This window comes from Myxococcus sp. AM009 (genome assembly GCF_013372605.1).
In the GTDB taxonomy this organism is placed as follows: domain Bacteria; phylum Myxococcota; class Myxococcia; order Myxococcales; family Myxococcaceae; genus Myxococcus; species Myxococcus vastator.
On sequence record NZ_JABXEP010000099.1, the window covers coordinates 1 to 24,132 of the forward strand.

General features: G+C 70.8%; 22 protein-coding genes. 10 read left to right on the top strand and 12 right to left on the bottom strand.

Features of this window, described 5'->3' with window-relative positions; all coding sequences use genetic code 11:
• The 3 genes from HV824_RS22950 to HV824_RS22960 form a co-directional block, all read left to right on the top strand.
• On the top strand, nucleotides 1–457 hold a 457-nt coding region (locus HV824_RS22950; protein ID WP_176424213.1), incomplete at its 5' end, for an AgmX/PglI C-terminal domain-containing protein.
• 40 nt (nucleotides 458–497) lie between these two features.
• Nucleotides 498–1,334 (top strand): GNAT family N-acetyltransferase, encoded by an 837-nt coding sequence (locus tag HV824_RS22955; protein WP_176424214.1) that lies wholly within the window; start codon nucleotides 498–500, stop codon nucleotides 1,332–1,334.
• 28 nt (nucleotides 1,335–1,362) lie between these two features.
• On the top strand, nucleotides 1,363–1,986 hold the full coding sequence (locus tag HV824_RS22960) for a tRNA-(ms[2]io[6]A)-hydroxylase (RefSeq protein WP_176418886.1): 624 nt from the start codon (nucleotides 1,363–1,365) through the stop codon (nucleotides 1,984–1,986).
• 5 nt (nucleotides 1,987–1,991) lie between these two features.
• On the opposite strand, the gene HV824_RS22965 is transcribed toward HV824_RS22960, so the two are convergent.
• On the bottom strand, nucleotides 1,992–3,854 hold the full coding sequence (locus HV824_RS22965) for an SLC13 family permease (RefSeq protein WP_176418885.1): 1,863 nt from the start codon (nucleotides 3,852–3,854) through the stop codon (nucleotides 1,992–1,994).
• 210 nt (nucleotides 3,855–4,064) lie between these two features.
• Here HV824_RS22965 and HV824_RS22970 point away from each other — a divergent pair, with 210 nt between their 5' ends.
• The 3 genes from HV824_RS22970 to HV824_RS22980 all read left to right on the top strand — a co-directional run bounded on the left by HV824_RS22970 (nucleotide 4,065) and on the right by HV824_RS22980 (nucleotide 8,250).
• Entirely contained in the window at nucleotides 4,065–5,858 is a 1,794-nt protein-coding gene (locus HV824_RS22970) for a phosphoenolpyruvate carboxykinase (GTP) (RefSeq protein WP_176418884.1), read from the top strand.
• 143 nt (nucleotides 5,859–6,001) lie between these two features.
• Nucleotides 6,002–6,820 carry a tetratricopeptide repeat protein gene (locus tag HV824_RS22975; RefSeq protein ID WP_176418883.1) on the top strand — a complete coding sequence of 273 codons (819 nt, stop codon included), beginning with the start codon at nucleotides 6,002–6,004 and terminating at the stop codon, nucleotides 6,818–6,820.
• A complete protein-coding gene (locus HV824_RS22980) occupies nucleotides 6,820–8,250 on the top strand; it encodes an ABC transporter substrate-binding protein (protein WP_176418882.1) in 1,431 nt (476 codons plus the stop codon). The genes HV824_RS22975 and HV824_RS22980 overlap by 1 nt, the downstream gene beginning before the upstream one ends.
• Before the next feature lie 12 nt (nucleotides 8,251–8,262).
• On the opposite strand, the gene HV824_RS22985 is transcribed toward HV824_RS22980, so the two are convergent.
• From HV824_RS22985 to HV824_RS23010, 6 genes are all read right to left on the bottom strand, one after another.
• Nucleotides 8,263–9,429 (bottom strand): pyridoxal phosphate-dependent aminotransferase, encoded by a 1,167-nt coding sequence (locus HV824_RS22985; protein WP_176424215.1) that lies wholly within the window; start codon nucleotides 9,427–9,429, stop codon nucleotides 8,263–8,265.
• Entirely contained in the window at nucleotides 9,426–9,704 is a 279-nt protein-coding gene (locus HV824_RS22990; RefSeq protein WP_013935584.1) for a hypothetical protein, read from the bottom strand. The genes HV824_RS22985 and HV824_RS22990 overlap by 4 nt, the downstream gene beginning before the upstream one ends.
• 132 nt (nucleotides 9,705–9,836) lie before the next feature.
• Nucleotides 9,837–10,520 (bottom strand): dethiobiotin synthase, encoded by a 684-nt coding sequence (gene bioD / locus HV824_RS22995; protein WP_176424216.1) that lies wholly within the window; start codon nucleotides 10,518–10,520, stop codon nucleotides 9,837–9,839.
• Nucleotides 10,513–11,688 (bottom strand): 8-amino-7-oxononanoate synthase, encoded by a 1,176-nt coding sequence (gene bioF / locus HV824_RS23000; protein ID WP_176409615.1) that lies wholly within the window; start codon nucleotides 11,686–11,688, stop codon nucleotides 10,513–10,515. Before bioF ends, bioD begins: the two co-directional genes overlap by 8 nt.
• Nucleotides 11,689–11,695: 7 nt before the next feature.
• The gene (gene bioB, locus HV824_RS23005; RefSeq protein WP_176418879.1) at nucleotides 11,696–12,736 is read right to left on the bottom strand and encodes a biotin synthase BioB; all 1,041 of its coding nucleotides are present in this window, start codon (nucleotides 12,734–12,736) and stop codon (nucleotides 11,696–11,698) included.
• 140 nt (nucleotides 12,737–12,876) lie between these two features.
• On the bottom strand, nucleotides 12,877–13,146 hold the full coding sequence (locus tag HV824_RS23010) for a GlsB/YeaQ/YmgE family stress response membrane protein (RefSeq protein WP_176409613.1): 270 nt from the start codon (nucleotides 13,144–13,146) through the stop codon (nucleotides 12,877–12,879).
• Nucleotides 13,147–13,328: 182 nt separating this feature from the next.
• On the opposite strand from HV824_RS23010, the gene radA reads away from it, so the two are divergent.
• Nucleotides 13,329–14,696, top strand: coding sequence for a DNA repair protein RadA (gene radA / locus HV824_RS23015; RefSeq protein ID WP_176418878.1), 1,368 nt, complete (start codon nucleotides 13,329–13,331; stop codon nucleotides 14,694–14,696).
• 154 nt (nucleotides 14,697–14,850) lie between these two features.
• On the opposite strand, the gene HV824_RS23020 is transcribed toward radA, so the two are convergent.
• The gene (locus tag HV824_RS23020; RefSeq protein ID WP_176418877.1) at nucleotides 14,851–15,402 is read right to left on the bottom strand and encodes a dihydrofolate reductase family protein; all 552 of its coding nucleotides are present in this window, start codon (nucleotides 15,400–15,402) and stop codon (nucleotides 14,851–14,853) included.
• A 309-nt stretch (nucleotides 15,403–15,711) separates the two neighbouring features.
• Between HV824_RS23020 and HV824_RS23025 the strand changes: the two genes are divergently transcribed.
• Entirely contained in the window at nucleotides 15,712–17,205 is a 1,494-nt protein-coding gene (locus HV824_RS23025) for a HAMP domain-containing sensor histidine kinase (protein WP_176424217.1), read from the top strand.
• On the opposite strand, the gene HV824_RS23030 is transcribed toward HV824_RS23025, so the two are convergent.
• From HV824_RS23030 to HV824_RS23040, 3 genes are all read right to left on the bottom strand, one after another.
• Nucleotides 17,189–18,979 (bottom strand): methyl-accepting chemotaxis protein, encoded by a 1,791-nt coding sequence (locus HV824_RS23030; protein ID WP_255208264.1) that lies wholly within the window; start codon nucleotides 18,977–18,979, stop codon nucleotides 17,189–17,191. The genes HV824_RS23025 and HV824_RS23030 overlap by 17 nt on opposite strands.
• A gap of 198 nt (nucleotides 18,980–19,177) precedes the next feature.
• The gene (locus tag HV824_RS23035; protein WP_176424219.1) at nucleotides 19,178–19,921 is read right to left on the bottom strand and encodes a TenA family transcriptional regulator; all 744 of its coding nucleotides are present in this window, start codon (nucleotides 19,919–19,921) and stop codon (nucleotides 19,178–19,180) included.
• Nucleotides 19,922–20,130: 209 nt separating this feature from the next.
• On the bottom strand, nucleotides 20,131–20,712 hold the full coding sequence (locus tag HV824_RS23040; RefSeq protein ID WP_176418873.1) for an NUDIX hydrolase: 582 nt from the start codon (nucleotides 20,710–20,712) through the stop codon (nucleotides 20,131–20,133).
• A 162-nt stretch (nucleotides 20,713–20,874) separates the two neighbouring features.
• Between HV824_RS23040 and HV824_RS23045 the strand changes: the two genes are divergently transcribed.
• Nucleotides 20,875–22,284: a sigma-54 dependent transcriptional regulator gene (locus HV824_RS23045; RefSeq protein WP_176424220.1), complete on the top strand. Its 1,410-nt coding sequence runs from the start codon at nucleotides 20,875–20,877 to the stop codon at nucleotides 22,282–22,284.
• A gap of 173 nt (nucleotides 22,285–22,457) precedes the next feature.
• Nucleotides 22,458–23,504 (top strand): TetR family transcriptional regulator, encoded by a 1,047-nt coding sequence (locus HV824_RS23050; protein ID WP_255208265.1) that lies wholly within the window; start codon nucleotides 22,458–22,460, stop codon nucleotides 23,502–23,504.
• Nucleotides 23,505–23,527: 23 nt separating this feature from the next.
• Here HV824_RS23050 and HV824_RS23055 read toward each other — a convergent pair whose 3' ends face one another.
• Complete coding sequence (locus tag HV824_RS23055) at nucleotides 23,528–24,064, bottom strand: hypothetical protein (protein ID WP_176418870.1); 537 nt, start codon at nucleotides 24,062–24,064, stop codon at nucleotides 23,528–23,530.
• Nucleotides 24,065–24,132 lie beyond the last annotated feature (68 nt).

Genomic DNA, 24,132 nt, shown 5'->3' on the forward strand with positions numbered 1-24,132 from the left:
GTCCCCGCCCAGCACCACGCCCCCGCCGGTGCTGCCACCTCCCAGCTTCCCGTCCGCGAGGAGCGAGGTGCCCGCGCCGCCCGCGGCCTCGGGGGACCCGCGGCGCGTGGTGGAGGTGGAGCCCGTGGTCGAAGCCACCACCGGCCGCATCCACGCCGACGACATCCGCGCCGCCATCCAGGCGGTGACTCCGCTCGTGCAGCAATGTTTCGAGGACGCGGCACAACGCAACCGGGGCCCGCAGACCGTGAAACTGCGCTTCACCGTGGAGGCGGGCAACGAGGGCGGGGTGATGAACGCGGGCGAGCTGGTGTCCAGCACCATTCCGGACCCCTTCGTGCAGGCGTGCGCGCTGGACTCGCTGCTGGACGTCCGCTTCCCGGCGCCCTTCGGCGGAGGAAAGGCGACGGTCGTCTACCCCTTCGAGTTCCGCGTCCCCGGGGAGACTGGCCGGTAGGGCCGGGTTTTGCGTAAGGTGCCGGAGCCCCCGACCCTTCATGCCCGTGACCGTCGAACAGCTTGGTTCCCATGACGCGGAAGCCCTTCGGGGGCTGCTGTCGAAGGACCCGGTCCACAACCTCTACCTGCTGGGGTTGCTGGAGGAGTTCGGCATCGCCCCCCGTGGCAGGGTGCCCTTCGCCTTCTACGGACGCTTCGACAGCCAGGTCCTCACCGCCGCCGTGTTCGTGGGCGGCGACGGCGGGCTGGTGGTGCCCAGCGCGAGCGACTCGGGCGCCACCAGCGTCATCGCGGACGCGCTGGCCTCGCGCCTGAAGCTGCGCTCCACGGTGGGGGACAAGGCGTCGGTGGACGCGCTGCTGCGCAGCCTGGCGCCGGGCAAGCCGCGCCTGTCGCGCACGCAGCGGCTGTTCAGCGTGTCCGCGGACGACCTGGGCCCCTTCACCAACCCGCTCTTGCGGCTGGCGAAGGAAGAGGACCTGCCCCGGCTGCTGCCGCTGGCCCAGGGCTACGTGCGCGAGGTGCACGAACGCGACCCGCTGGCCGAGGACCCGCGCGGCTACGAGGCCCGCGTCATCCAGCGCGTGCGCCAGCGCCGCACCTACGTGCTGGAGGAGAACGGCGCGCTGGTGTTCAAGGTGGATATCGGCAGCCGCTCCCAGTACGGCGCGGAGCTGGAGGGCCTCTACACGCTGCCGTCGGAGCGCAAGAAGGGCCACGCCCTGCTGTGCCTGGGCCAGATTTCCCGCCACCTGCTGTCCTCGCTGCCGCGGCTGACCCTGCGCATCGACGAGCGGGACGAGAGCACCGCCCGCATCGCCCGCAAGGTCGGCTACCTGGCCGGACGGACGTGGCGGCTCGTCCTGGTGGAGTAGCCACCGGCCGCGTACAGTCCGCGCCCGCATGAGCCGTCCCACGCCTTCCCGCCGTCCCCTCTCTGGAGAGGGCCCCGTCATCCTCCACGCCGCCACCGACGCGCGCTGGCTGCCCCTGGCGCTCGAGCGGTTCGACGAGGTGCTGGTGGACCATGCCCACTGCGAGAAGAAGGCCGCGGCCAACGCCCTCTCCATGCTCCAGGCCTACCCGGACCTGCCGGGCCTGCCCTCGCAGATGGCGCGGCTGGCGCGCGAGGAGAGCGCCCACCTGGCCCGCGTGTTGGACCTGATGGCGGCGCGCGGCCTCACGCTGACGAAGGACGCGGGGGACCCCTACGCGCAGGGCCTGCAGAAGCTGATTCGCACGCCCGCCGCCGAGCGCCGCATGGACAGGCTGCTGGTGGCCGCCGTCATCGAGGCCCGCTCCTGCGAGCGCCTGTCCCTGCTGGCCGAAGGCCTCACCGACCCGGCCCTGGCGCGCTTCTACGGCGAGCTGGCCCAGTCCGAGGACGGCCACCAGTCCCTCTTCTACCGGCTGGCCGTCACCGCGTCCGAAGGCGACGAAGCCAGCGTGAAGGCGCGGCTGGAGTGGATGCTGGAGCGCGAGGCCCAGGTCATCACCGACGTGGGCCTGCGCGCCGCCATCCACTGAAGCCGTCACGGCCCCGGGGGCGCCCGCAGGCCCACGGCCGGCCGAGGCGCCACCGGCGCCGGCGAGGCGCCCTTCTCCAGCGGCCACGCCCAGGGCACGGCCACCGTGAGCAGGAGGACCAGCCCCGCGGTGAGCGGGGTGCCCAGCCGGAAGAAGTCGGTGAAGCGGTAGTGCCCCGGGCCGTACACGAGCACGCAGCTGGGCTCCAGCGGGGTGATGAACGAACAACTGGCCGCCAGCGTCACCGCCATGGCGAAGGGCCGCGCGTCCACGCCGAGCTGCTGCGCGGCGTTGATGGCCACCGGCAGCACCACCAGCGCCGCGGCCTGGTTGCTCATGGGCGCGGACAGGACGATGGTCAGCACCATCAGCAGCACCATCACCGTGCGCGGGCCGCCATACGCGCCCAGCGCCGCCACCCTATCTCCCACGAACGCGCCCGCGCCGCTCACCTCCATGGCCAGCCCCAGCGCCATCATGGAGCCGATGAGCAGCACCACGCGCCAGTCCACGCGGAACGCGGTGCGCGGGTCCACGCAGCCGGTGGCAATCATCAGCAACATGCCGGTGAGGCCCGCCACCGACAGCGGCACCACGCCCAGCGAGCCCGCCGCCAGCGCGCCCAGGAACAGCACCACCGCCAGCAGCGCCTTGCCGTAGCGCGGGGGCTGGTACTCGTGGCCGCTGAGCACCGTCAGGTTGCCGCCGCGCGCCAGCTCGTCCACCCTGTCTCGCGCGCCGCGCAGCAGCAGCACGTCTCCCACCGACAGCGGCAGCATGGACAGCGAGCGCTCCCCGAAGGTGCGGCCCAGGAGCTGGAGCTTGGTGACGCGCTGGATGGCGGGCTTGCGGTGCAGGGCCAGCGCCACCATGCCGTAGCGCTCCACGAAGAGCGTCTCCTTCAGGCTGCGCCCCACCAGCGGACTGCCGGGCGGCACGCTGGCCTCGATGAGGAGGGTGTCCTTCACGCGCAGCTCCTCGTCGGACAGCCGCACGTCCGGGCGGATTTCGATGCCGCGCAGGTCCTTCACCCGCAGAATCGTCTCGCGGTTGCCTTCGATGAGCAGCCGCTCGTCGCCGCGCAGCCGGTAACCCGGCACCGCGGACAGGGCCTCGCCGTCGCGGATGATGCCGATGACGCGCAGCCCCAGCCCCTCGGAGATGTCCCCCAGCTCCTTGCCCACGTAGCGCGAGTCCGGCGGCAGCACCGCCTCCGTGAGGTAGTCGCGCAGCGTCCAGTCCTCCATGGCGCCGTGCCCCTCGCGCGCGGGCAGCAGCCACGGCGCCAGCAGCACCACCCCGAGGATGCCGATGATGGCCAGCGGAAACCCCACCGGCGCCAGCTCCGTCACGCCGATGCCCGGCATGCCCTGCCGCTGCATCGCGGCGGACATCACCAGGTTGGTGGAGGTGCCGTAGAGGAACACCATGCCGCCCAGCATGGAGGCGTAGGCCAGCGGCAGCAGCACCTTGCTCTTGGGCACCTTGGCGCGCTGGGCGGCGCCAATGGCCACCGGCAGGAAGGCCGCCGTCGTCACCGTGTTGGAGATGACAGAGGAGAAGACGGCCACCGCCACCATCATCGCCATGACGAACGTCTGATGGCCGAAGCGGGCGAAGAAGGCCAGCCGTTGGCCCACCAACTGGACCACGCCCGTCGAGGCGAGCCCCTGCGTCATCGCGAGCAGCGTGAAGATGAAGATGACGGTGTCGTTGCTGAACCCCTCGAACGCCTGCGCCGGCGAGAGCACGCCCGTGAGCGCCAGCAGGCACACCACCACGAGCGAGCTGACCTCGATGGGAAGCGTGTCGAACGAGAACAGCACCAACGCGACGACGACAACACCCAGGACGATGGCGATGGTCATAAGGCCCGCCCCAAGCTGTATTCGCCGCGCTGATATGGCGAGTGTCGTGGCGCAGTGCGCCGTTTACTTCTGGATGCCCGGACGCTGATAAGTGGAATTAGGAGCGGCCTGTTCGGTACCAAGGTGGGGAGGCGGTCGCGGGTTGCATTTGTGCCCCCCTTCCAGAACGTTTGGGGCCTGTCTCCAGACATGAACCACAAGGACGAATCCATGGCTTCGACGCAAGTTGCGGCGGAGGGCCAGCAGGCCCCCACGAAAAACCCCACGCTCCTCGCCTGGGTGGCCAAGATGGCCGAGATGACCCAGCCGGACCGCATCGTCTGGTGTGACGGGTCCGAGGCGGAGAAGAAGCGGCTGACGGACCAGGCGGTGAAGGAGGGCATCCTCATCCCGCTGAACCCGGAGAAGCGCCCCAACAGCTACCTCCACCGCTCCAACCCGAACGACGTGGCGCGCGTGGAGCACCTCACGTTCATCTGTACGCCGAACAAGACGGACGCCGGCCCGACGAACAACTGGATGGAGCCCGAGGCGGCCTACACCAAGCTGGGCAACCTGTTCTCCGGGTGCATGAAGGGCCGCACCATGTACGTGGTGCCCTACGCCATGGGCCCCATCGGCAGCCCCTTCACCAAGCTGGGCGTGGAAATCACCGACAGCATCTACGTCGTGCTGAACATGCGCATCATGGCGCGCATGGGGAAGCAGGCGCTGGACATGCTGGGTGACAGCGACGACTTCAACCGCGGCCTGCACAGCACCGGCGACGTGGACCCCGACCGCCGCTACATCTGCCACTTCCCCCAGGACAACACCATCTGGAGCTTCGGCTCCGGCTACGGCGGCAACGTGCTGCTGGGCAAGAAGTGCCTCGCGCTGCGCATCGGCAGCTACCTGGGCCGCGAGGAAGGCTGGATGGCCGAGCACATGCTCATCCTGGGCGTCACCAGCCCCAAGGGTGAGACGACCTACGTCGCCGCCGCCTTCCCGTCCGCGTGTGGCAAGACGAACTTCGCGATGATGATTCCGCCCCCTGAGTACAAGGGCTGGAAGATCGAGACGGTCGGCGACGACATCGCGTGGATGCACCCCGGTCCGGATGGCCGCCTGTACGCCATCAACCCGGAGGCCGGCTACTTCGGCGTGGTGCCCGGCACCAACTACAAGACGAACCCCAACGCGATGGAGTCCATCGCCAAGGACACCATCTTCACCAACGTGGCGCTGACGGCGGACGGCGACGTGTGGTGGGAGGGCAAGGACGGCGAGGTCCCCGACGAGCTCACCGACTGGCAGGGCCGCCCCTGGAAGAAGGGCAGCACGGAGAAGGCGGCGCACCCCAACAGCCGCTTCACCGCGCCCATGTCCAACAACCCGGCGCTGAGCCCCAAGGCCAATGACCCGACGGGCGTGCCCATCTCCGCGCTCATCTTCGGCGGCCGCCGCTCCAACACCGTCCCGCTGGTGCTCCAGGCCTTCAACTGGACCCACGGCGTGTTCCTGGGCGCCACCATGGGCAGTGAGACGACGGCCGCGGCCACCGGCAAGGTCGGCGTCGTGCGCCGCGACCCCATGGCCATGCTGCCCTTCTGCGGCTACCACATGGGGGACTACCTCCAGCACTGGCTGGACATGCAGAAGCACATCGCCCAGCTGCCCAAGATCTTCCAGGTCAACTGGTTCCGCCAGGACAAGAGCGGCAAGTTCATGTGGCCGGGCTTCGGTGAGAACATGCGCGTGCTGGAGTGGATCGTGAACCGCGTCCACGGCCGCGTCCCCACCCAGGAGACGCTGCTGGGCTGGGTGCCCCGCGCCGACGAGGGCCTCAACCTCAAGGGCCTGGACCTGGCCTCCGACGTGGTGACGGAAGTCACGTCCATCAAGGAGGACGAGTGGAAGTCCGAGCTCAAGAGCCAGGAGGTCTTCTTCGAGCAGCTCGGCACCAAGGCGCCGGACGCGCTGATGCTCCAGCGCAAGCTGCTGATGGCGCGCCTGGACCACTGAGCCCCCGCCCGCCTGTAGCAGCCTGAAACACCTCGGGGCCGCTTCCCGCTCGCACGGAGCGCGGGGGCGGCCCTTGCGTTTTTCACAGGAAGTAAAAGTCAGCACTTCGACCTTCCCGGAGCTCCGCGCTAGGCTCTCAGGTCATGAGACTGGCTTTCGTGTTGTCGGTGATTCTCGCGCTGGCGCCTCCGGTGGCGTTCGCACAGCGGGGGAAGAGTGCAGCGGCCCTCATCAAGGAGGGTGAGCGCCTGTACCAGGCAGGCAAGTACCGCGAGGCGGCGGAGGCGCTGAAGAAGGCGCATGAAGCCCAGCCCCACCCGCGGCTCATCTACAACATCGCCATCTCCCTGGAGAACGCGGGCGACCTGCGCGAGGCGGTGAGCTGGTACCAGCAGTACGTGGGCGCCACCGACGGCACGGACTCCACGCTGCTCAAGCGCAGCGCGCGCAGCATCGACCGGCTGCGGGTCCTCATCGAGAAGGAAGACCAGGCCACGGCCGCGTCCAACGCCGAGCGCCAGCGGCTCCAGGACGAAGCGGACGCCGCGCGCCGGCAGGCGGAAGAGGAGCAGCTCGCGGCCCGCCGCGCCGAGGAGGAGAACCGGCGCCAGCAGGAGGCCGAGCTGCAGCGCGCGCTGACGTCCTACAAGCGCCAGCGCATTGGCGCCTTCGCCTCGGCCGGCGTGGGCGCGGCGGGAGTCGTTGCGGGCGTGCTCTTCGGCATGCAGGCGCGTGACGCGCGGGAGCAGTTCGACAGCGCCACCAACGTGCCGTCCAAGGAGGAGTTCGCCGACAAGACGCGCAGCCGCGCGCTGCTGGCGGACATCGGCTTCGGCGTGGGCCTGGCGGGGGTCATCACCGCCATCGTCCTCTACCCGAAGGAAGGCCCCCCGGCCGCGGGGGAAGTGCGAGTCACGATGGCGCCCCAGGGCGCCGGAGCGGGAATGGCGGTGAGCTTCTGATGCGCGCGCTGAGACTGATGATGACGGGAAGCACCCTGCTGATGGCCGGGTGCAGCTTCACCGCCGCCGGGGGACTGACTGAGTGTGAGACGTCCTCGGACTGCGAAACCGCGCAGGTGTGCACCGCCGGCTACTGCCTGCCGCAGCCGGAGGGCTGTGGAGAGGTCTACGGCCCGACCTCCTCGGCCAACGCCATTCCCCTGGGCGCCGCGGTGCCGCTGAGCACCTCCGACGGCCCGGACGAGTCCGAGGTGCAGGCGCTCAACGCCATCAAGCTGGCGCTCGACGAAATCAATCAGCGCGAGGGCGTCAACGGCCGGCCCTTCGTCCTCCACATCTGCGACACGCGCTCGGAGCCGAACCGCGCCGCCGAGCAGGCGCAGTGGCTGATTCGCGAGCGCCAGGTGCCGATGATCTTCACCTCCAGCAGCGCCCAGGCGCTCGCCGTCGCCACGCACACCGTGGCCAACGGGGTGCTGATGATTACGTACAGCGGCACCAGCCCCGACATCGCCGCCATCAACGACACGATTGGCACCAGCGCGGGCCTGGTGTGGCGGACGGCGCCGTCCGATGCGGTGCAGGGGCGCATCATCGGCGACCTGCTCCAGGGCGACATCCTCGTGAACGGGGCCCCGCTCTACGACAGCGTCTCCAAGGTCGGCATCAGCTACGTGAATGACGCCTACGGACAGGGCCTCTTCGGCGTGACGCTGGGCCGCATCGACGCCACCCAGCGGACCGTGACGTCCGCCCAGTACAGCCGCAACGGCACCGACATCAGCAGCGTGGTGCAGCACATCACCACCGACCAGCCGGATGTCGAGGTCCTCATCGGCTTCTCCGAGGACAACGCGCGCATCATCAACCAGACGGCCACCGCGGGCCGGACCAGCCAGCGGTGGTTCTTCACCGACGCCGGCAAGGACCGCGGCCTCTTCACCGCGCTGGGCGCCAACACGAACCTGGTGGAGGGCGCCTACGGCACGTCGCCCGCGCAGGCCCGTCCGGACCTCGTCTACCAGTTGTTCGCGCAGCGCTTCCGCTCCGCCAACAACCAGACGGACCCGGGCCAGTACTCCTTCACCGCGCACGCGTATGACGCCATGTACCTGGTGGCGCTCGGCGCCGCGTACGCCGCGGGCCCCGACGTCAACACCCCGCTGCCCATCACCGGCACGCGCATCGCGGACGGCCTGGCGCTGGTGACGCCGCCCGAGGGCGCCTCCGTCCAGGCGTACAACCTGGGCACGGAGGGCTTCGCGGGGGCCCGGGCGGCCATCCGCAACGGCACGGTCATCAACGTGACGGGCGCCAGCGGCAACCTCGACTTCAACGCCGACGGCGAGGCCCCGTCCGAGTACGAGCTGTTCCGCGTACAGGCCGGCGAGTTCGTGACGGTGCAGCTCATCGCCCCGCCCGTGGACTGAGGTGAAGGGGCCTCAGGGCCCCAGCGTCCGCGCGAGCACCTCGACGGCGGCGGCGAACTCCTCGGGCTGGGGCAGCAGCGACAGCACGAGGAAGGCGCCGCCGCCGAAGTCGTAGAAGTAGCCCGGCTGCACCCGCACGCCCGCGTCCAGTAGCGCCAGGCAGGTGGCCTCCTCGCCGGGCGCCCTGGGAATCCGCACCACCGCGCTCCACCCGCCCTCCGCCGGCACCACGTCCCAGCGGGCGTCGCGAGCCCGGGCATTGAGCAGGCGCTGCCGGTTGCCCCGCACCCGCTCCAGCACCGCCGCCTGGAAGCGCGGCGCGTGGGCCAGGAGCGCTGGCAGGGCCCGCTGCACGGGCGTGCCCACGGGCAGGTACGTGTCCCCCACCCAGTCCAGCCGGGCCAGCGCCTCGTCACGGAGGGCCGCGGGCCCGCCCACGTGCGTCCACGCCAGCTTGAGGCCGGGCTGCCCCGCGGACTTGGAGAGGCCGCCCAGCGCGAAGGTCAGCATCGGCAGCGCGCGCCCCGCCACGGTGGCCACGCGCCCGGGCGCCGAGGCCCAGGCGAAGGGCGCGAAGACCTCATCGCAGACGAGCGCCAGTCGGCGGCGCGCGCACACGTCCGCCAGCGCCGCCAGCTCGCCTTCGTGCAGGAAGTGGCCGGTGGGGTTGCCGGGGTTCACCACCAGCACTGCGCGGGTGCGCGCGTCGCAGGACTCCGCCACCCGCCCCGCGTCCAGGCCGAAGCCATGCGCGCGGGGCAAGGCGTAGGAGCGCGTCTGGACGCCCTCCAGACGCGCGAGGTGCTCGAACAGGGGGTAGGACGGGGCCGGGACGAGGACGTTGTCCCCTGGCTCGCACAGGAGCTTGAAGAGCCAGCCGTAGGCTTCACTGGTGCTGGAGGTCAGCAGCAGGTGTGCTTCGGAGACGGAGGCGCCTCGGGCCGCGAAGTCCGCCACCAGCGCGTGTCGCGCGGAGGCGAGCCCCAGGGACTCGGGCTCGTAGGCGAAGGCGTCCTCGGGGGCCAGGAGCGCCGCGTCCGGCAGGGGCAGCCCCACCCGCGTGGGGTTGGATTCCGTGAGGTCCCGCAGGGGGCGGCCGCTGGCGCGGTGCCTTTCGAGCGCCAGTGCCAACGGGTTGGGGGTCCGTGCGAAGTCCGTCCGCGCGGAGAAGCGGCTCACAGGCCCGTTTGCAGCATGGCGTTCGCGACACGACGAATCAGGTCGCGGCGAACCTCCTTGCGGCAGTGCTCGATGGCCTTGTCATGAGGCCGGGGAAGTTGAGGGTCGCGCGCGCGCAGCGCGGTCCGGAGCACGAGCTCGACCTTGGAGGGCTCGATGTGAAAGAGCCGAGGCCCTTCCTTTTGCAGGAAGTAAGAGAGCCCCCTCTGGTCGATGAGCTTCTTGTAGAGCCGCCGGACGTCCGCGAGGAACGTGAGATCGATGATGTCCGCCATTCGTGAGGCGTTCTCGCGCGGAAAAAACGGCACGTCCATTTCACGGCCGCATGTCCCGAAAACTTGCGCGACCTGTAGCACTGGCCCTGGAACGGAAACGCGCCGGAGGCCGATTTTCCGGCCTCCGCGCGTTCAGGGCAGCAGCGGCCGGAGCGCGCGGCGGAACGCGGCATGGCGGCGCCGCGCGTCGGCAAGAAAGGGCACCGGTCCCAGCACCGGGACGCCGTGGCGCGCCTCCAGGAGCCGCCGGTTGTCGCGCTCCGAGACATCCTTCGCGGACGTCCCGCGCGACAGCAGCACGGCTCGCACGGGGATGCGGCGCGCGGCCAGCGCCTGGAGCGACAAGGCGGTGTGGTTGAGCGTGCCCAGGCCCGCGCGCGCCACGAGCAGCACGGGCAGGCGCAACGTGGCGATGAGGTCGATGACGTCGTGCTTCGAGTCCAGCGGCACGAACAGGCCCCCTGCCCCTTCCACCACGGCGTTGCCCCCGCGCAGCCGGCGCCACGCGGCCAGCGTGACGTCCCAGTCGGGCTCGCGCCCCATGCGGCTGGCGGCCACGCCCGGCGCCACGGGCAGGCGGAAGCGGTGGGGACACACCTCGTCCACGCGCAGCGAGCTGCCCGCCGCCGCGCGCAGGGCGAGCGCGTCCGCGGGCGCGCGCAGGGACGCGCAGCCGCTCTCGTAGGGCTTGAGGCCCTGGGGCCGCAGCCCCGCGTCCGCCAGCAGCGACAGGAGCGCGCACGACGCCTGCGTCTTCCCCACGCCGGTGTCCGTGCCCGTCACGAAAATCTGGAACGGCTTGTCGCGCTCAGCCACGACGGACTCCCACGGTGCGCAGCGCCTCCAGCGCCAGGTCCACGTGGCCCACGGTGTGGGCAGCGGACAGGCAGAAGCGCAGGCGGCTGGTGCCCTCGGGGACGGTGGGCGGGCGGATGGCCTTCACCAGCACGCCGGCCTCGCGCAGGCGGCGCGCGGCGTCCAGGGCCCGCTCGGGCTCGCCGAGGATGATGGGGAACACGGCGCTGCGCGGCTCGGCGCGCACGCCCAGGCCGCGCAGTCCGTCCGCGAAGCGGCGGATGTTGCGCCACAGCCGCTCGCGCAGGTCCGGGTCGCCCTCCACGGCGTCCACGGCGGCCTCGGCGGCGGCGCACAGGTGCGCGGGCAGCGCGGTGGAGAAGACGAAGGGCCGCGCGCGGGACACCAGCAGGTCCGCCACCGCGCGAGAGGTGGCCACGTACGCGCCCATGCCACCCAGCGCCTTGCTCAGCGTGCCCATGCGCAGGTCCACCTCGTTCTCCAACCCCAGCTCGTCGCAGAGGCCGGCGCCGCGGGCGCCCAGCACGCCGGTGGCATGCGCTTCATCCACCATCAACGCCGCGCCGTGGGCCCGGCACGCGGCGACGAGGTCGCGCAGCGGGGCCACGTCCCCGTCCATGGAGAAGACGGTGTCCGTCACCACCAGCTTGCGGCGCGCGGGCGTCTCCGCCAGGGCGCGCCCCAGCGCCTCCACGTCCGCGTGTGGATAGACGCGGACGCGGGCGCGTGACAGGCGGCAGCCATCCACGAGCGAGGCGTGGTTGAGGGCATCGGAGAAGACGGCGTCCTCGGGCCCCACCAGCGCGGGGATGATGCCGGTGTTGGCCGCGTAGCCGCTGTTGAACAGGCGCACGGCCTCGGCGCGCTCGAAGGCGGCCAGCCGCGCCTCCAGCCGGTGATGCGCGGCGGTGTCCCCCACCACCAGCCGGCTGGCGCCGGTGCCCACGCCGTAGCGCTCCACGGCGGCCAGCGCCGCGGCGCGCACGGTGGGCGACGCGGCCAGCCCCAGGTAGTCATTGGACGCGAAGTTGACGAGCGTCTCGCCCCCCACGCGCACCACGGGCCCCTGAGGAGAATCCAGGGGCTCCAGGTACCGGCGCAGGTCGCGCTCGGACAGGGCCTCCAGGTCCTCCCGGGCCCACGCCGCCGCGACGGCTTCATCACTCACGATGGGCTCAGCCTTCCTGACGCGGCTCCAGGGGGCGGATGCCCGCCTTCTCCAGCAGGGCCATGTCCTGGGTGTACTCGGGGTTGCCGGTGGTGAGCAGCTTCTCGCCGAAGAAGAGCGAGTTGGCGCCCGCCATCATGCACAAGAGCTGCGCCTCTTCATTCATCTGCTGTCGGCCCGCGGACAGGCGCACCATGGACTGGGGCATCAGGATGCGCGCGGTGGCGATGGTGCGCACCATGTCCACCGTCTCCACGCGCTGCTGCTCCTGCAGCGGCGTGCCCTCCACGGCCACCAGCGCGTTGATGGGCACCGACTCCGGGTGGTGCTCCTGGTTGGCCAGGGTGCGCAGCAGGTTGCAGCGGTCCTCCACCGACTCGCCCATGCCAATGATGCCGCCGCAGCACACGGAGATGCCGGCGTCGCGCACGCGGTTGAGCGTGCGCAGCCGGTCTTCATAGGTGCGGGTGGAGATGATGTCGCCGTAGTGCTCGGGCGACGTGTCCAGGTTGTGGTTGTACGCGGACAGGCCGGCCTCGCGCAGGCGCTTCGCCTGGCTCTCGGAGAGCATGCCCAGGGTGGCGCACGCCTCCATGCCCAGCGCGCGCACGCCGCGCACCATCTCCAGCACGCTGTCGAACTGCGGACCGTCCTTCACCTCGCGCCACGCGGCGCCCATGCAGAAGCGGGTGGCTCCGGCGGCGCGGGCCTTGGACGCGGCATCCAGCACGTCCGGAACGGCCATCAACTTCTCCGCCTTGACGCCCGTCTTGTAGCGAGCCGCCTGCGGACAGTACGAGCAGTCCTCCGGGCAGCCACCCGTCTTGATGGACAGCAGCGAACAGAGCTGGACCTTGTTGTCCACGAACACCGCCCGGTGGACCGTCTGGGCCTGGTGCACCAGGTCCAGCAAGGGGAGCTCATAGAGGGCCCGCACCTCGGACAGCGACCAGTCATGGCGCACGTCCACGCCAGACGGAGGTGGCGCGGCGACGTGGGCGTGACCGGAAAACTCGCTCTCGCGGGAGACAGTGGCGGTGTCGGGCATGGGCTCCTCTACGGACAGATGAGGGCCCGAACGTGCGTGGACCCCGGAAAGTTGTCAACGCCCGCGAGCAGCCAGGTTGACGACTTTCCAGGGTCCCGCGCCCCTCGGGAGGGGCTCAGCGCGTCAGCGGACGCGCGGCGCTAGACGTGGACGCGGCGCCCCCTGCCGGCCAGGCCCACCAGGAACAGCACCAGGAGTGCGCCCAGGACGGAGAACAGGAGGCCCGTCGGGTGCAAATCGAAGACGTTGCCGTCACTGCGGAAGAGCGATGCGACGAACCCGCCCACGAAGGAGCCGGCGATACCCAGCAGCGTGGTGGCGATGAGCCCCATCGACTGGTTGCCCGGCATGAGCGCGCGGGCAATCAGACCCGCGAGAAGACCAATGACCAGAAACGCGATAATCCCCATGACTACCTCCCTTGCTTGTTTAGCGACGCAGGGTGCGACGCCCACCTGGGAGCAAACCTGGGTTGCCCCTCCCCTCCGTACAACTTGCCGCGAGGGGCTTGACATGGTGCCTGCCTGCTCTGCGGTCGTGCCTGCCTGTAAGGCCGCAAAAACGTCAGGGTTCCGCGCTATTCACCCAACCCATGGCGAAGGCGAAGACGCACTACACCTGTCAGGCGTGTGGCTACAAAGCGGCGAAGTGGCTGGGGAAGTGCCCGGACTGTGGCGCGTGGAGCTCCCTGCTGGAGGAGACGGACCCGAAGGCGGATGAACGACGTCCGGCCTGGGGCGCCTCGGGCGGCGCGGCGCGGCCCATGTTGCTCAAGGAAGTGAGCGGCGAGACGGAGACGCGCCGGCGCACGGGCATCGCCGAGTTCGACCGCGTGCTGGGCGGCGGCGTGGTGAGTGGCTCCCTCGTGCTGCTGGGTGGCGACCCGGGCATCGGCAAGTCCACGCTGCTGCTGGCGGCGTTGGACCGGCTGGCGCGGCACGGACCGGTGCTCTACGTCTCCGGTGAAGAGAGCCTGCGGCAGACGAAGATGCGCGCCGAGCGGCTCCGGGTGGAGGGAGATGCCATCCACCTGTTCGCGGAGACGGACGCGGAGCGGGTGCTGACGGCGACGGAGGCGTTGAAGCCCCAGGCGCTGGTGGTGGACTCCATCCAGACCATGTACCTGCCGGAGCTGGGCAACGCGCCCGGCAGCATCACCCAGGTGCGCGAGGTGGCGGGCCGGCTGATGGCTTATGCGAAGCGCACGGGGGTGCCCACGTTCCTGGTGGGCCACGTGACGAAGGAAGGCTCCATCGCGGGCCCGCGCGTGCTGGAGCACATGGTGGACACGGTCCTCTACTTCGAGGGCGAGCGTGGCCACCCGTTCCGAATCCTGCGCGCGCACAAGAACCGCTTCGGCTCCACGAACGAGATTGGCGTCTTCGAGATGAAGGGCGCGGGGCTGGTGGAGGTGTCGGACCCGTCCGCCCTCTTCCTGTCGGAGCGGCCGGTGGGCAAGTCCGGCAGCGTGGTGACGAGCACGCTGAATGGCACGCGGCCGCTGCTGGTGGAGGTGCAGGCGCTGGTGGCCCCCACGGGCTACGGCACCGCGCGGCGCACGGCGATTGGCGTGGACGGCAACCGCGTGGCGCTGCTGGCGGCGGTGCTGGAGAAGAAGGAAGAGATTCCGCTGGTGGGCTGCGACTTGTTCGTCAACGTGGCGGGCGGCATGCAGCTCACGGAGCCGGCGTGTGACCTCGCCGTTTGCGCGGCGCTGGTGAGCAGCCTCCAGAACCGGCCGTTGGATCCGAAGACGCTGGTGCTCGGTGAAGTGGGCCTCGCGGGAGAGGTGCGCGCGGTGGGCCAGGTGGAGCCCCGGCTGGCGGAGGCCGCGAAGATGGGCTTCCAGCGCGTGGTGATGCCCGCCGGCAGCGCGCGGCGGCTGGAGGACGCGGGCCCGAAGATGAAGGTGGTCGGCGTGGAGACGCTCGGCGAGGCGCTGGTCGCGATGTTTGATTGAGCGGGGCCGCGAAGATTCAGCAGCGCTCCGCGTCGGGCACGTACCGCTGGGACGCGGTGAAGGCCGCCTTCCTCCAGTAACCGCCAGACGGGCAACCCACGCGAGGGAGCGCGTCCAAGCCACACGGACACGCTCCCTCCCGAACTGCCCCGAGCTAGGCCTTCGACCGGGGCATCACGGCGTAGCGCAGCAGCACGACGCCGTTGGCGTAGACCTTGGTGGACTTCAGCTCCAGGTCCACCACCTGCCGCAGCGAGGACGTCAGGAGGATGCCCGAGCCGAGTATCAGCGGGTTCACCTTGAGCAGGACCTCGTCGACCAGCCCCTCGGCGAGCAACAGGCCGGCGAACACGCCACCGCCGGCCAGGTAGATGTCACCGCCCTCCCGCGACTTCAAACGCCGGACCTCGCCCACCGCGTCGTCCGACACCAGCGTCACGCGCGGGTCCGGGCGCTCCTTCATCGTGCGGCTGAAGACGTAGGTGTCCATCTTCGGGTACGGGTCCGTCACCCCCACCTTGAGGCCGACCTCGTAGGTGCGCCGGCCCATGAGCGCCGTCGCATAGGTCGCCAGCGACGCGACGTAGTCCGCGACGTGCTCGCTGTCCTGGATGAGGCGGTCCTGCATGAAGGCGCCGTAGGTATCGTCCTCGTGGGCGATGAAACCGTCGACGCTGGTGGCAACGTGGTACTTGAGCTTTCGCATACGTGTTCTCCATGCCGCGCGCGCAAAGGCGCCGGTCATTCGGGTTCAGTGAGACGACTGGGAGACACAGCGGGGACCCACGCATCCGGACAACAGCCCACGTCAACGCCACGGCACATCGGCCGGAGCGGCAAGGGCAATCACGGAAGCCTGGGTTAGCGAGCGGAGGTCATGGGACAGCGCCGTGAGGCGCCACGCATAAGTTACGCACACGACGACGCCCTCGGCAACCCCCGTCCAGCCAGGCAGCGGGGCGAAAGCACCATCCCCGCGTGGGAGACGAGGCTCGACTAGAGTCCCGCCCCGGACATGCCTCACGGTGCCGCACACACTTCGCGATGGCGTGACGCGCTGGGCTCGCTCTCCGCGCGGCTGCTGGTGGCGTTCCTCGTGCCTACCCTGCTCTTCGTCGCGGTGGCGGGCACCGCCGTCTACCAGCTCGCGCGCGTCATCCTGGAAGAGGAGCTGGGCACCAGCCTGAGCGGCATCGCCGCCGCCACCGCCACCCAGGTCCATGGCGAGCGGCTGCTGACCATCGAGCCCGGCGACGACGTGGCGAGCACCCGCACGTGGCGCAACTTCGTCCGCACCTTCGAGAACATCGCGGAGGCCAGCGGCGTGCGCCGCGTCTACGCCGTGGACACGCAGGGGCGGATGCGCGTGGACGTCGGGGGCGGGCTGCCGGTGGGCGCGGAGATGCCGGAGCTGGCGCGCGACAGGCTGGAGCTCACCCGCGTCTTCGCCGGGGAGCGCGCCGCCAGCCAGGTGCTCTTCACCGGCTCGGACGGGCGGCTCTACAAGACGGGGTATGCGCCCATCCTGTACGAGGGCCGCGTGGTGGGCGCCGTGGGCGTGGAGGGCAGCGCCGCCTTCTTCGGCCCCCTGCAGCAGCTGTCGCGCACCTATGCCGTCATGGGCACTGTGGTGTTGGCCATGCTCGCCGTCATCGCGGTGGTGACGGCGCGCGGACTGGCTCGGCCGCTGCGGCGGCTGATGGCGTCCGCGCTGCGCATCGGTCGGGGCGACCTGACGACCCCGGTGCCACCGGAGCCCACGCTGGAAATCGGCGTCCTCGCGCGCGAGCTGGAGGACATGCGAGGCGCCCTGGAGAGCCGGGACCGACAGCTGAAGATGATGCTCGCGGGTGTGGCCCACGAGGTGCGCAACCCCATTGGCGGCATCGCCCTCTTCTCCGGAATCTTGAAGGAGGACCTCCAGGCCGGCGCCCACGCCGACGCGGGCGCACACGTGGAGCGCATCCAACGCGAGGTCGCCTACCTCCAGCGCATCGTCGAGGACTTCCTCGCCTTCGCCCGCGAGCAGCCCCTGGCCCGCGCGCCCGTGGAGGCGCCGGCCCTGCTCTCCATCGCCTGCGAGCTGATGACCGCCGAGGCCACCGCCCGCGACGTCGCGGTGGACATCGACGCCACCCCAGCGGTGCTGGAAGCCGACGGCAGCCTGCTCACCGCGGCGCTGGTCAACCTGGTGAAGAACGCGGTGCAGGCCTCGCCCCGGGGCGGACGCGTGCAGGTGTCCGGCGCGTCCAGCGGCGGCCACTACACCATCCAGGTCCGCGACACGGGCCCCGGCGTGCCCGGCACGGAGCGCGACCGCATCTTCGAGCCCTTCTTCACCACGCGCGAGAAGGGCACCGGCCTGGGCCTGCCACTGGCGCGCAAGATCGCGCTCGCGCACGGCGGCGCGCTGCGGCTGGACTCCGCGCCTGGAGACACGCGCTTCATCCTCACGCTGCCGCTGGGTGGGGCGCCGGGCCACGGCGCTCCCGTCACCCCGCCGCGTTGAACTGCCGCGCCATCCGCGCCACCTCGTCCGAGACAACGCCCAGCGTGTCGGTGGCCTCCTGCGTGGACTCCAGCCGCTTCAGCGTGGCGTCCATGAGCTGCGACAGGTCCGCGATGGCGTCGAAGATTTGCGTGAAGCCGGCATCCTGCTGCGTCACTGCGGCGGCAATCTGCCGGGCCGCGGTGGAGTTCTCCTGGGCGATGCGAGACAGCTCCCGCAGCGAGTCCCCCGACGCCCGCATCTGGTCCAGCCCCGTGCCGATGGTCTGCACGCCGGCCTCGCCCATCTTCGCCGCGTCGCGGATGCCGGTGCTGATGTCCTGGAGGATGCCGCGGATGCGCCGCGTGGCCTGGATGGACTGGTCCGACAAGCCGCGAATCTCGCGGGCCACCACCGCGAAGCCACGCCCCTGCTCGCCCGAGCGCGCCGCTTCGATGGCCGCGTTGATTGCCAGCAGGTGGGACTGGTCCGCCAGGTCCTTCACCGACTCGGTGATTTCGCCAATCTGCGTGGTGCTCTGGGCCAGCCGAATCAGCCGCTCCTGGATGCCGTCCACCACGCGGCGGATGTCCGTCAGGCCGTTGAGGCTCCGCTCCACGGCGGCCTCGCCCTGCTGTCCCAGGGCCTCCGAGCGGCGGGCCACCTGGAGCACCTCCTCCGCCCGCTCGACGGCCATCAGCGACGTGCGTCTGATTTCCTCCGACGTCATCTGCGCCTCGTGCAGCGCGGACGCCTGACGGACCAGGCTCTGCTGGTGCTCATCCTGCGAGTCTCGCAGGTGGCGCCCCGCGCCGCTCAGCCGCGTGGCGGAGGCATTGAGCGACAGGGGCAATTGCCGCAGGCGGATGAGCACCGCGTTCATGCCAGCCGACAAGTCCCCCATCTCATCCGTGGACACCCAGGCGGGTGAGACGACGCGCCCGGCGGACAGTGCCTCGATGGCCACGCCCACCGTGCCCGCCGCGTGCGCCTGGCGGCGCGCCAGCATCCAGGTGGTGACAGCGGGAATCGCCAGCAGCCCACCCACCCAGGCCAACCCGAAGGCCAGCTCCGCCGCCAGCAGCCCGCCCATGCCCATCAGCGTCTCCGCCGAACCGTGCGCGCCCTCCGCCACCAGCGCCCGGTGCAGCTCGTCCCGGACGCCTTGCAGCTTCACCAGCACCACGCACCCGCTCAGCACCAGCGCGCAGACGCTGGAGCCGATGAAGGTGACGGGCATGAACCAGGCCTGCCGTGGCCAGAAGAAGCCGCCGCCCTTGAGGGCCAGCGTCGGGTCCTTGCGCTGCTCCTCCAGCGCCACCGGCAACAGCAGCCGCTCCAGCGTGACGCCAATGGGAAAGCCCAACACCACGCCAAAGCAGATGCCGATGAGCGTGCCCACCACGACCAGGGACAAGTCCTTCTTCCACAACAGGCACACGTGGAGGCTGAACCAGAGGCCCCCCAGCGTCCACGCGCCCCATGAGGATGCGACCGCGGCGCGCCACGGCAGGCGCAGGATTCGCTCCAGCCGCGCGCCGGGCGCGTCCTCCGGCCGCTCCCGCAGCGCGCCGTCCACCAGCACATGCAGCACCAGCGCGGGATAGGCGATGCCCAGGCCCACGATGATGGGCGGCAGCACCCACGCCACCGCAATCAGGCCTGACCCGCCCGCCACGCCCATGGCCATGCCATTGAGATACGCGGCGATGGGCGCCACCGGCAGCACCCACAACATGAACACCTTGAGCGCACGTCCCCGGTACTCCTGGATGACCTTGTCTTTGGCATTCATGTGGCACATCCCCCCGAGGACCGAGCCGGAAGTCCTCACCCGCAAGTACGGCACTCTCCACGCGAAGCGGACAGGCGGGTCATCCGGAAGCTGCCGCCTTCCGGACAGAGCGCGTGAAGCACGAGGCTCGCGAGCACACGCCGGGCCTCGAGGTGCGCGGGAGACACACCGGAGGCCTGTGCGTGGGTGTCGCGCGATTCAGTCGGGGCAGCACGCGTGGAGCGCGGCGGCATACATCCGCAGCGACTTCCTGGCGGCGGCCTGGACGCGGAAGGCCTCACCAGAATCCACGTCGGTGGACAGCTTGATGATTTCCAGCGCCTCCTCCGGGTGCTGGTCGTCATAACGCGCGTGCACCTTGAGCCACATCATCGAATGCGCGTCGATGCGCGCGCCGTCCGCGGCATAGGCGCGGAAGGGCTCCACCACCTCGCGCGTCCACACACCGGTGATGCCCTCCACCGCCCAGTTGGACGCGGCCACGCCTTCGGCCAGTGTCCCGTGCGCGCAGGTGTCGAGCAGGAACTCGTGCAGCGCCCGCACCTCCGGCAAGGGGCGCTGGGTGAAGACGGCTTCCGGCGCCAGGCCAATGCCGCGCATCCAGTCGATGAACCACTCGGCGTGCTTCGCCTCCACGCCCAGGTTCTGCAGCAGCCAGCGGCGGGCGCTCGCGTCTCCGGGACGCTGACCGTAGGTCGTCTTCGCCAGTGACAGGCCCATGTACTTGGGGAAGGACTCGACGATGAGGAAGAAGTTGGCCAGCACCCGCCGCCAGTGACGCAGCGGCGGGCGCTGGCCGTCGGCCGTCGCGCGGAACAACGGAGGCCAGCAGGCTGCGCTCCACTCGTCCCGCAGGGACTCCAGCATCGACTCCAACCAGCGCGGGTGCGCGGTGAGCGTGAGCACAGGGGGGCTGTAACGGTGCGGCGCGGCGGACGACATGGGCACGGCTCCTGGCTTCCCGGCAGGTGACAGGCCGGCATGGCCTCCCTCACCCGCCCAAGCAGGACGGCATGGTTGCAATCGCCTCAGGCAGTCAGGCCGTGTTTTCCGTATTTTGTTTCAAATCCGGGTGCGGGCGCGCGCGCTCGGTCCGCGAAGCCACAGAGCCCCTGACCGCGAGGCCCTGCGCGCTTCCGCTTTCGAGCGCTTCAGGGCGCGGAGGCCACCACGCGCCGGGCCTTCTCCAGCATGCGGCGCAGGGGCGCCTCGTCCGCGTGCATCATGGCTTCGGCCCAGGTGAGCCACCGCACGCCGAAGGACTCCGCCGGGTCATGCGTCAGGGCGTCGGGGTCCTCCGCCACCACGAGGAAGCGCACGTCCAGGTGGTGGTGCTCCGGCTCGTCGCGGCGCGCGGGGATGGTGTGGATGTCCACGTCCAGCGGCCGAGGCGCGGACAGGTGCAGGGACACGCGACATCCCGTCTCCTCACGGGCTTCACGCAGCGCCGTGGCCTCCATGTGGCCCGCGTCCGTGACATCCGCGTGTCCTCCGGGCTGCAGCCAGCGCTGGAGCTTGCGGTGATGCAACAGGACGACGCGCGCGCCCGCTGGGTCCACCACCACCGCGCTGCCCGTGAAGTGAGCCTCCGGCTGCTCTCGGGAGAAGGGCCGCGCCAGTGAGCGGGCGAAGTGGCGCATGCGCTCCAGGTCCTCGCGCTCCTTCACGTCCTCGGGAACGTGGCGCTCGAGCAGGGCCAGGAGGGACGTGGCGGAAGAAACCTCGGAGTCCATGCCTCCCCGTACTGCTCCCGGACAGGCGGCGCCAGCACCTTCGCACGCCCGTGGCGTGTGACAACCTGCTGAGCCGGTGGAGCGACCCGGTCCGGATGTGCTCTCATGCGGCGGCCCCAGGAGGCGGCCGGCCTCGGGTTGCAGGGAGAATCGACTCACGCCATGGCGCGCATCCTCGTCATCGACGACCACGACACGCTGCGTGAAGGGATGGCTGTCACCCTCACCCGCGCGGGCCACACCGTGTCCGCGGTGCGCAGCGGCCAGGACGGACTGGCCACCTACCGGAAGGCGCCGTTCGACCTGGTCGTCACCGACCTGAAGATGGACGGCATGGACGGCATCGAGGTGACCCGCTCGCTCAGGGCGCTGGATGCCGGCGCCGTCGTCATGGTGGTGACGGCCTTCGGCACCATCGAGACCGCGGTGCAGGCGATGCAACAAGGCGCCTACGACTTCATCACCAAGCCCTTCCCGCCCGAGGTGCTGCGCGCCAAGGTGGACAAGGGGCTGGAGCTGGCCTCCACGCGCAAGCAGGTGGAGCGGCTCACGGCGCGCACCGCCGCGCACGACACGGACGCGGCCCTCACGCACGGCAGCCTGGTGGGCGACAGCGAGCCCATGCAGCGGCTGGTGTCCCAGGTGCTCAAGGTGGCGCAGAGCGACGCCACGGTGCTGGTGCGCGGAGAGAGCGGCACCGGCAAGGAGCTGGTGGCGCGCATGCTCCACCAGCGCTCCCCGCGCCGAGACGGCCCCTTCATCGTCGTGCACTGCGCGGCGCTGGCGGAGTCGCTGCTGGAGAGCGAGCTGTTCGGCCATGAGCGCGGCGCCTTCACCGGCGCGGTGAAGCGCAAGCTGGGGCGCTTCGAGCTGGCCGACGGCGGCACGCTGTTCCTGGACGAGATTGGCGAGGTTCCCGCCTCCGTGCAGACGAAGCTCCTGCGCGTGCTCCAGGAGAAGGAAATCCAGCGCGTCGGCGGAGAGGACACGTTCAAGGTGGACGTGCGCGTGGTGAGCGCCACCCACCGGGACCTCCAGGCCGAGGTGAAGGCCGGACGCTTCCGCGAGGACCTCTACTACCGCCTGCACATCGTTCCGGTGGTGCTGCCGCCCCTGCGCGAGCGGCCCGAGGACATCTCCCTGCTGGCCCGGCACTTCGTGGCCAAGCACGCCATGCGCGTGAACCGGCGCGTCATGGGCCTGGACGACAGCGCGCTGCGGGCCCTGGCCCGCCACGCGTGGCCTGGCAACGTGCGCGAGCTGGAGAACGTCATCGAACAGGCGCTCGTCTTCGCCGAAGGCGAGCAGCTCACCGACCTGGACCTGCCCTCACACCTCACCGCCAGCGGCACCCCGCGCGTCGAGGCGGGCCTGCCAGTGCTCCAGGGCGACCGGCCCCTGCCCGACATCCTGGAAGATTTGGAGCGCCAGCTCATCGCCCGGGCCTATGAGAAGGCCAGCGGCGTGAAGACGGAGACGGCCCGTCTGCTAGGTATCAAGACGTCCGCGCTGTACTACAAGCTGGAGAAGTACGGCTTCCTCCCCAAGGGAACGCCGCCCGAGGAGCGCTGATCCTCGAAAATCTGTCATCCGTCCCCGTCCCCCATGACTTTTCACCGGTATCCCACCTCCGCCCCTGTCCCCCTGGATGCGCCAGGTGTCCGGAATTGTTGGGCGCCGAGTGGCCGCGAACCCCGGGGATGGGCAAGCAGGCTGGCACCCACCTTGCTCTGGGGCTGTCGTTGATGAATCTCCGCGCCCTCGCCCTCCTGCTGAGCCTGCTGCTGGCCATGCCCGGTCAGGCCGCGTCCGGGCTGGAAGCGATGCGGGGGCGGGCCCAGTCGGCGCGCGCGGAGACCCGCTCCCTGCGGGGTCAGCAGCAGAGCCTGCGCGACGAGCTCAACGGGCTGGCGGCGCGCATCGAAACGCTGAAGGCGCGGCGCCAGGGCCGGCTGATGGCGGGGACGGAGCTGGAGGACGCGCTGCGGCGCTCGCAGGAGCTGAGCGGGCAGCTCACCGGACTGGCGCAGGCCGTCGTCGCGGCGGAGGGCGAAGCGGAGCGCGCGCACCTGGCCCTGCACACGGCGCTGTCGGACGAGCTGTCGCGGCTGCTCGCGGCGTGGGAAGGCACGGCGGACCGGGGGCAGCGGGAGACGCTGTTGGAGGCGGTGCGCTCGGTTCGCGCCGAGCGGGAAGCCATCCGCGCCGCCCTGCCCGCGTCCCAGGTGCCCTCGCTGGACAAGGCCACCGCGGGCGGTGATGACCCCGAGGATTTGCTGGCCCAGGCGGACACGCTCCGCGACACCCGGGACAAGGTGCGCGAGCGGCTGAAGGCGCTGCGCGGCCGCATCACCGAGGTGCGCGAGGAGCGCGACCTGGACCGCCGCATGAACGACTTCCTCGGCGAGGAGTCGATGTTCGACGACCAGGACCGGCGGCTGCGGCTGCGCATGGGCAGCGACCGGAGCATCCAGGTGGAGCGCTCCGTGCCCGGCCCCGGTGCGCCTTCCTTCCAGGATGGCAGCTCCGACGCGCCGCCTCCCAACATGGGCGGACGCCCCGATGAAGGCGTCGACCCGAGCCGCCCCCCTTATCCGACGCCGTTGTCGGCCCGGGCCACGGACCGGCGGCCCCAGGTTGAAACGCCGCGCGCCCAGGACCTGGCGGCGGGTGGACCCGTGGACCTGGCGGCGCTGGAGGCCGAGGCCGCGCGGCTGGAGACGCTGGCCGGGGAACTGGAAGGCCGCGCCACGAAGCTGGAGCGGCGCGCGCAGGAGCTGGGCGTCCCCTGAGGGACGTGCCTCCCGGCACCGGACTACAAGAGCCCGGTCTCCACCTGGAGCTTCACCACCGCCTGCAGCCGCACCTCGCGCGCCGGCATGATGCCGCGGCCGCGGATGATGATGCTCATGGACGGCGCGGAGACGAAGGGCTGCAGCTCCACGTTGTCCACGCGCAGCGACAGCACGGGGTTGGGCGGCCTCAAATCCAGCGCGGACACGTCCTGGCGCGCCGCGATGCGCGCCTCCCGGTCTCCCGCGCGGGCATAGAACTCCACTGAGTCCAGGAAGCGGAGGTCCTGGTCATTGGGGTTGAGGACCTTGAGCGTGAGGGACTCCACCTTGACGGACGTCACCTCGCTCTTGCGAATCCCCTGGTTCTTGAAGTCCTGGTTCTTGTCGAAGTCCATCCCCGCGAAGCTGCTGATGGCGGGGAGGCCGTTGAGGGGCGTGTCGACGCCAGGCGTGCCCGCGGGCACGGTCGACTCCCCCTTCACCTCGGTGGTGAAGGAGGAGGAGGCGCAGGCGGACAGGCCCAGCCAGGCCACCGCGAGAAAGGACACAAGGCGCATGGGCCCAATGTAACGGGCCGCCGGGGGCGGCGTCACCGGTGGGAGCGCCCGGACGGCCGCCCCTGCCC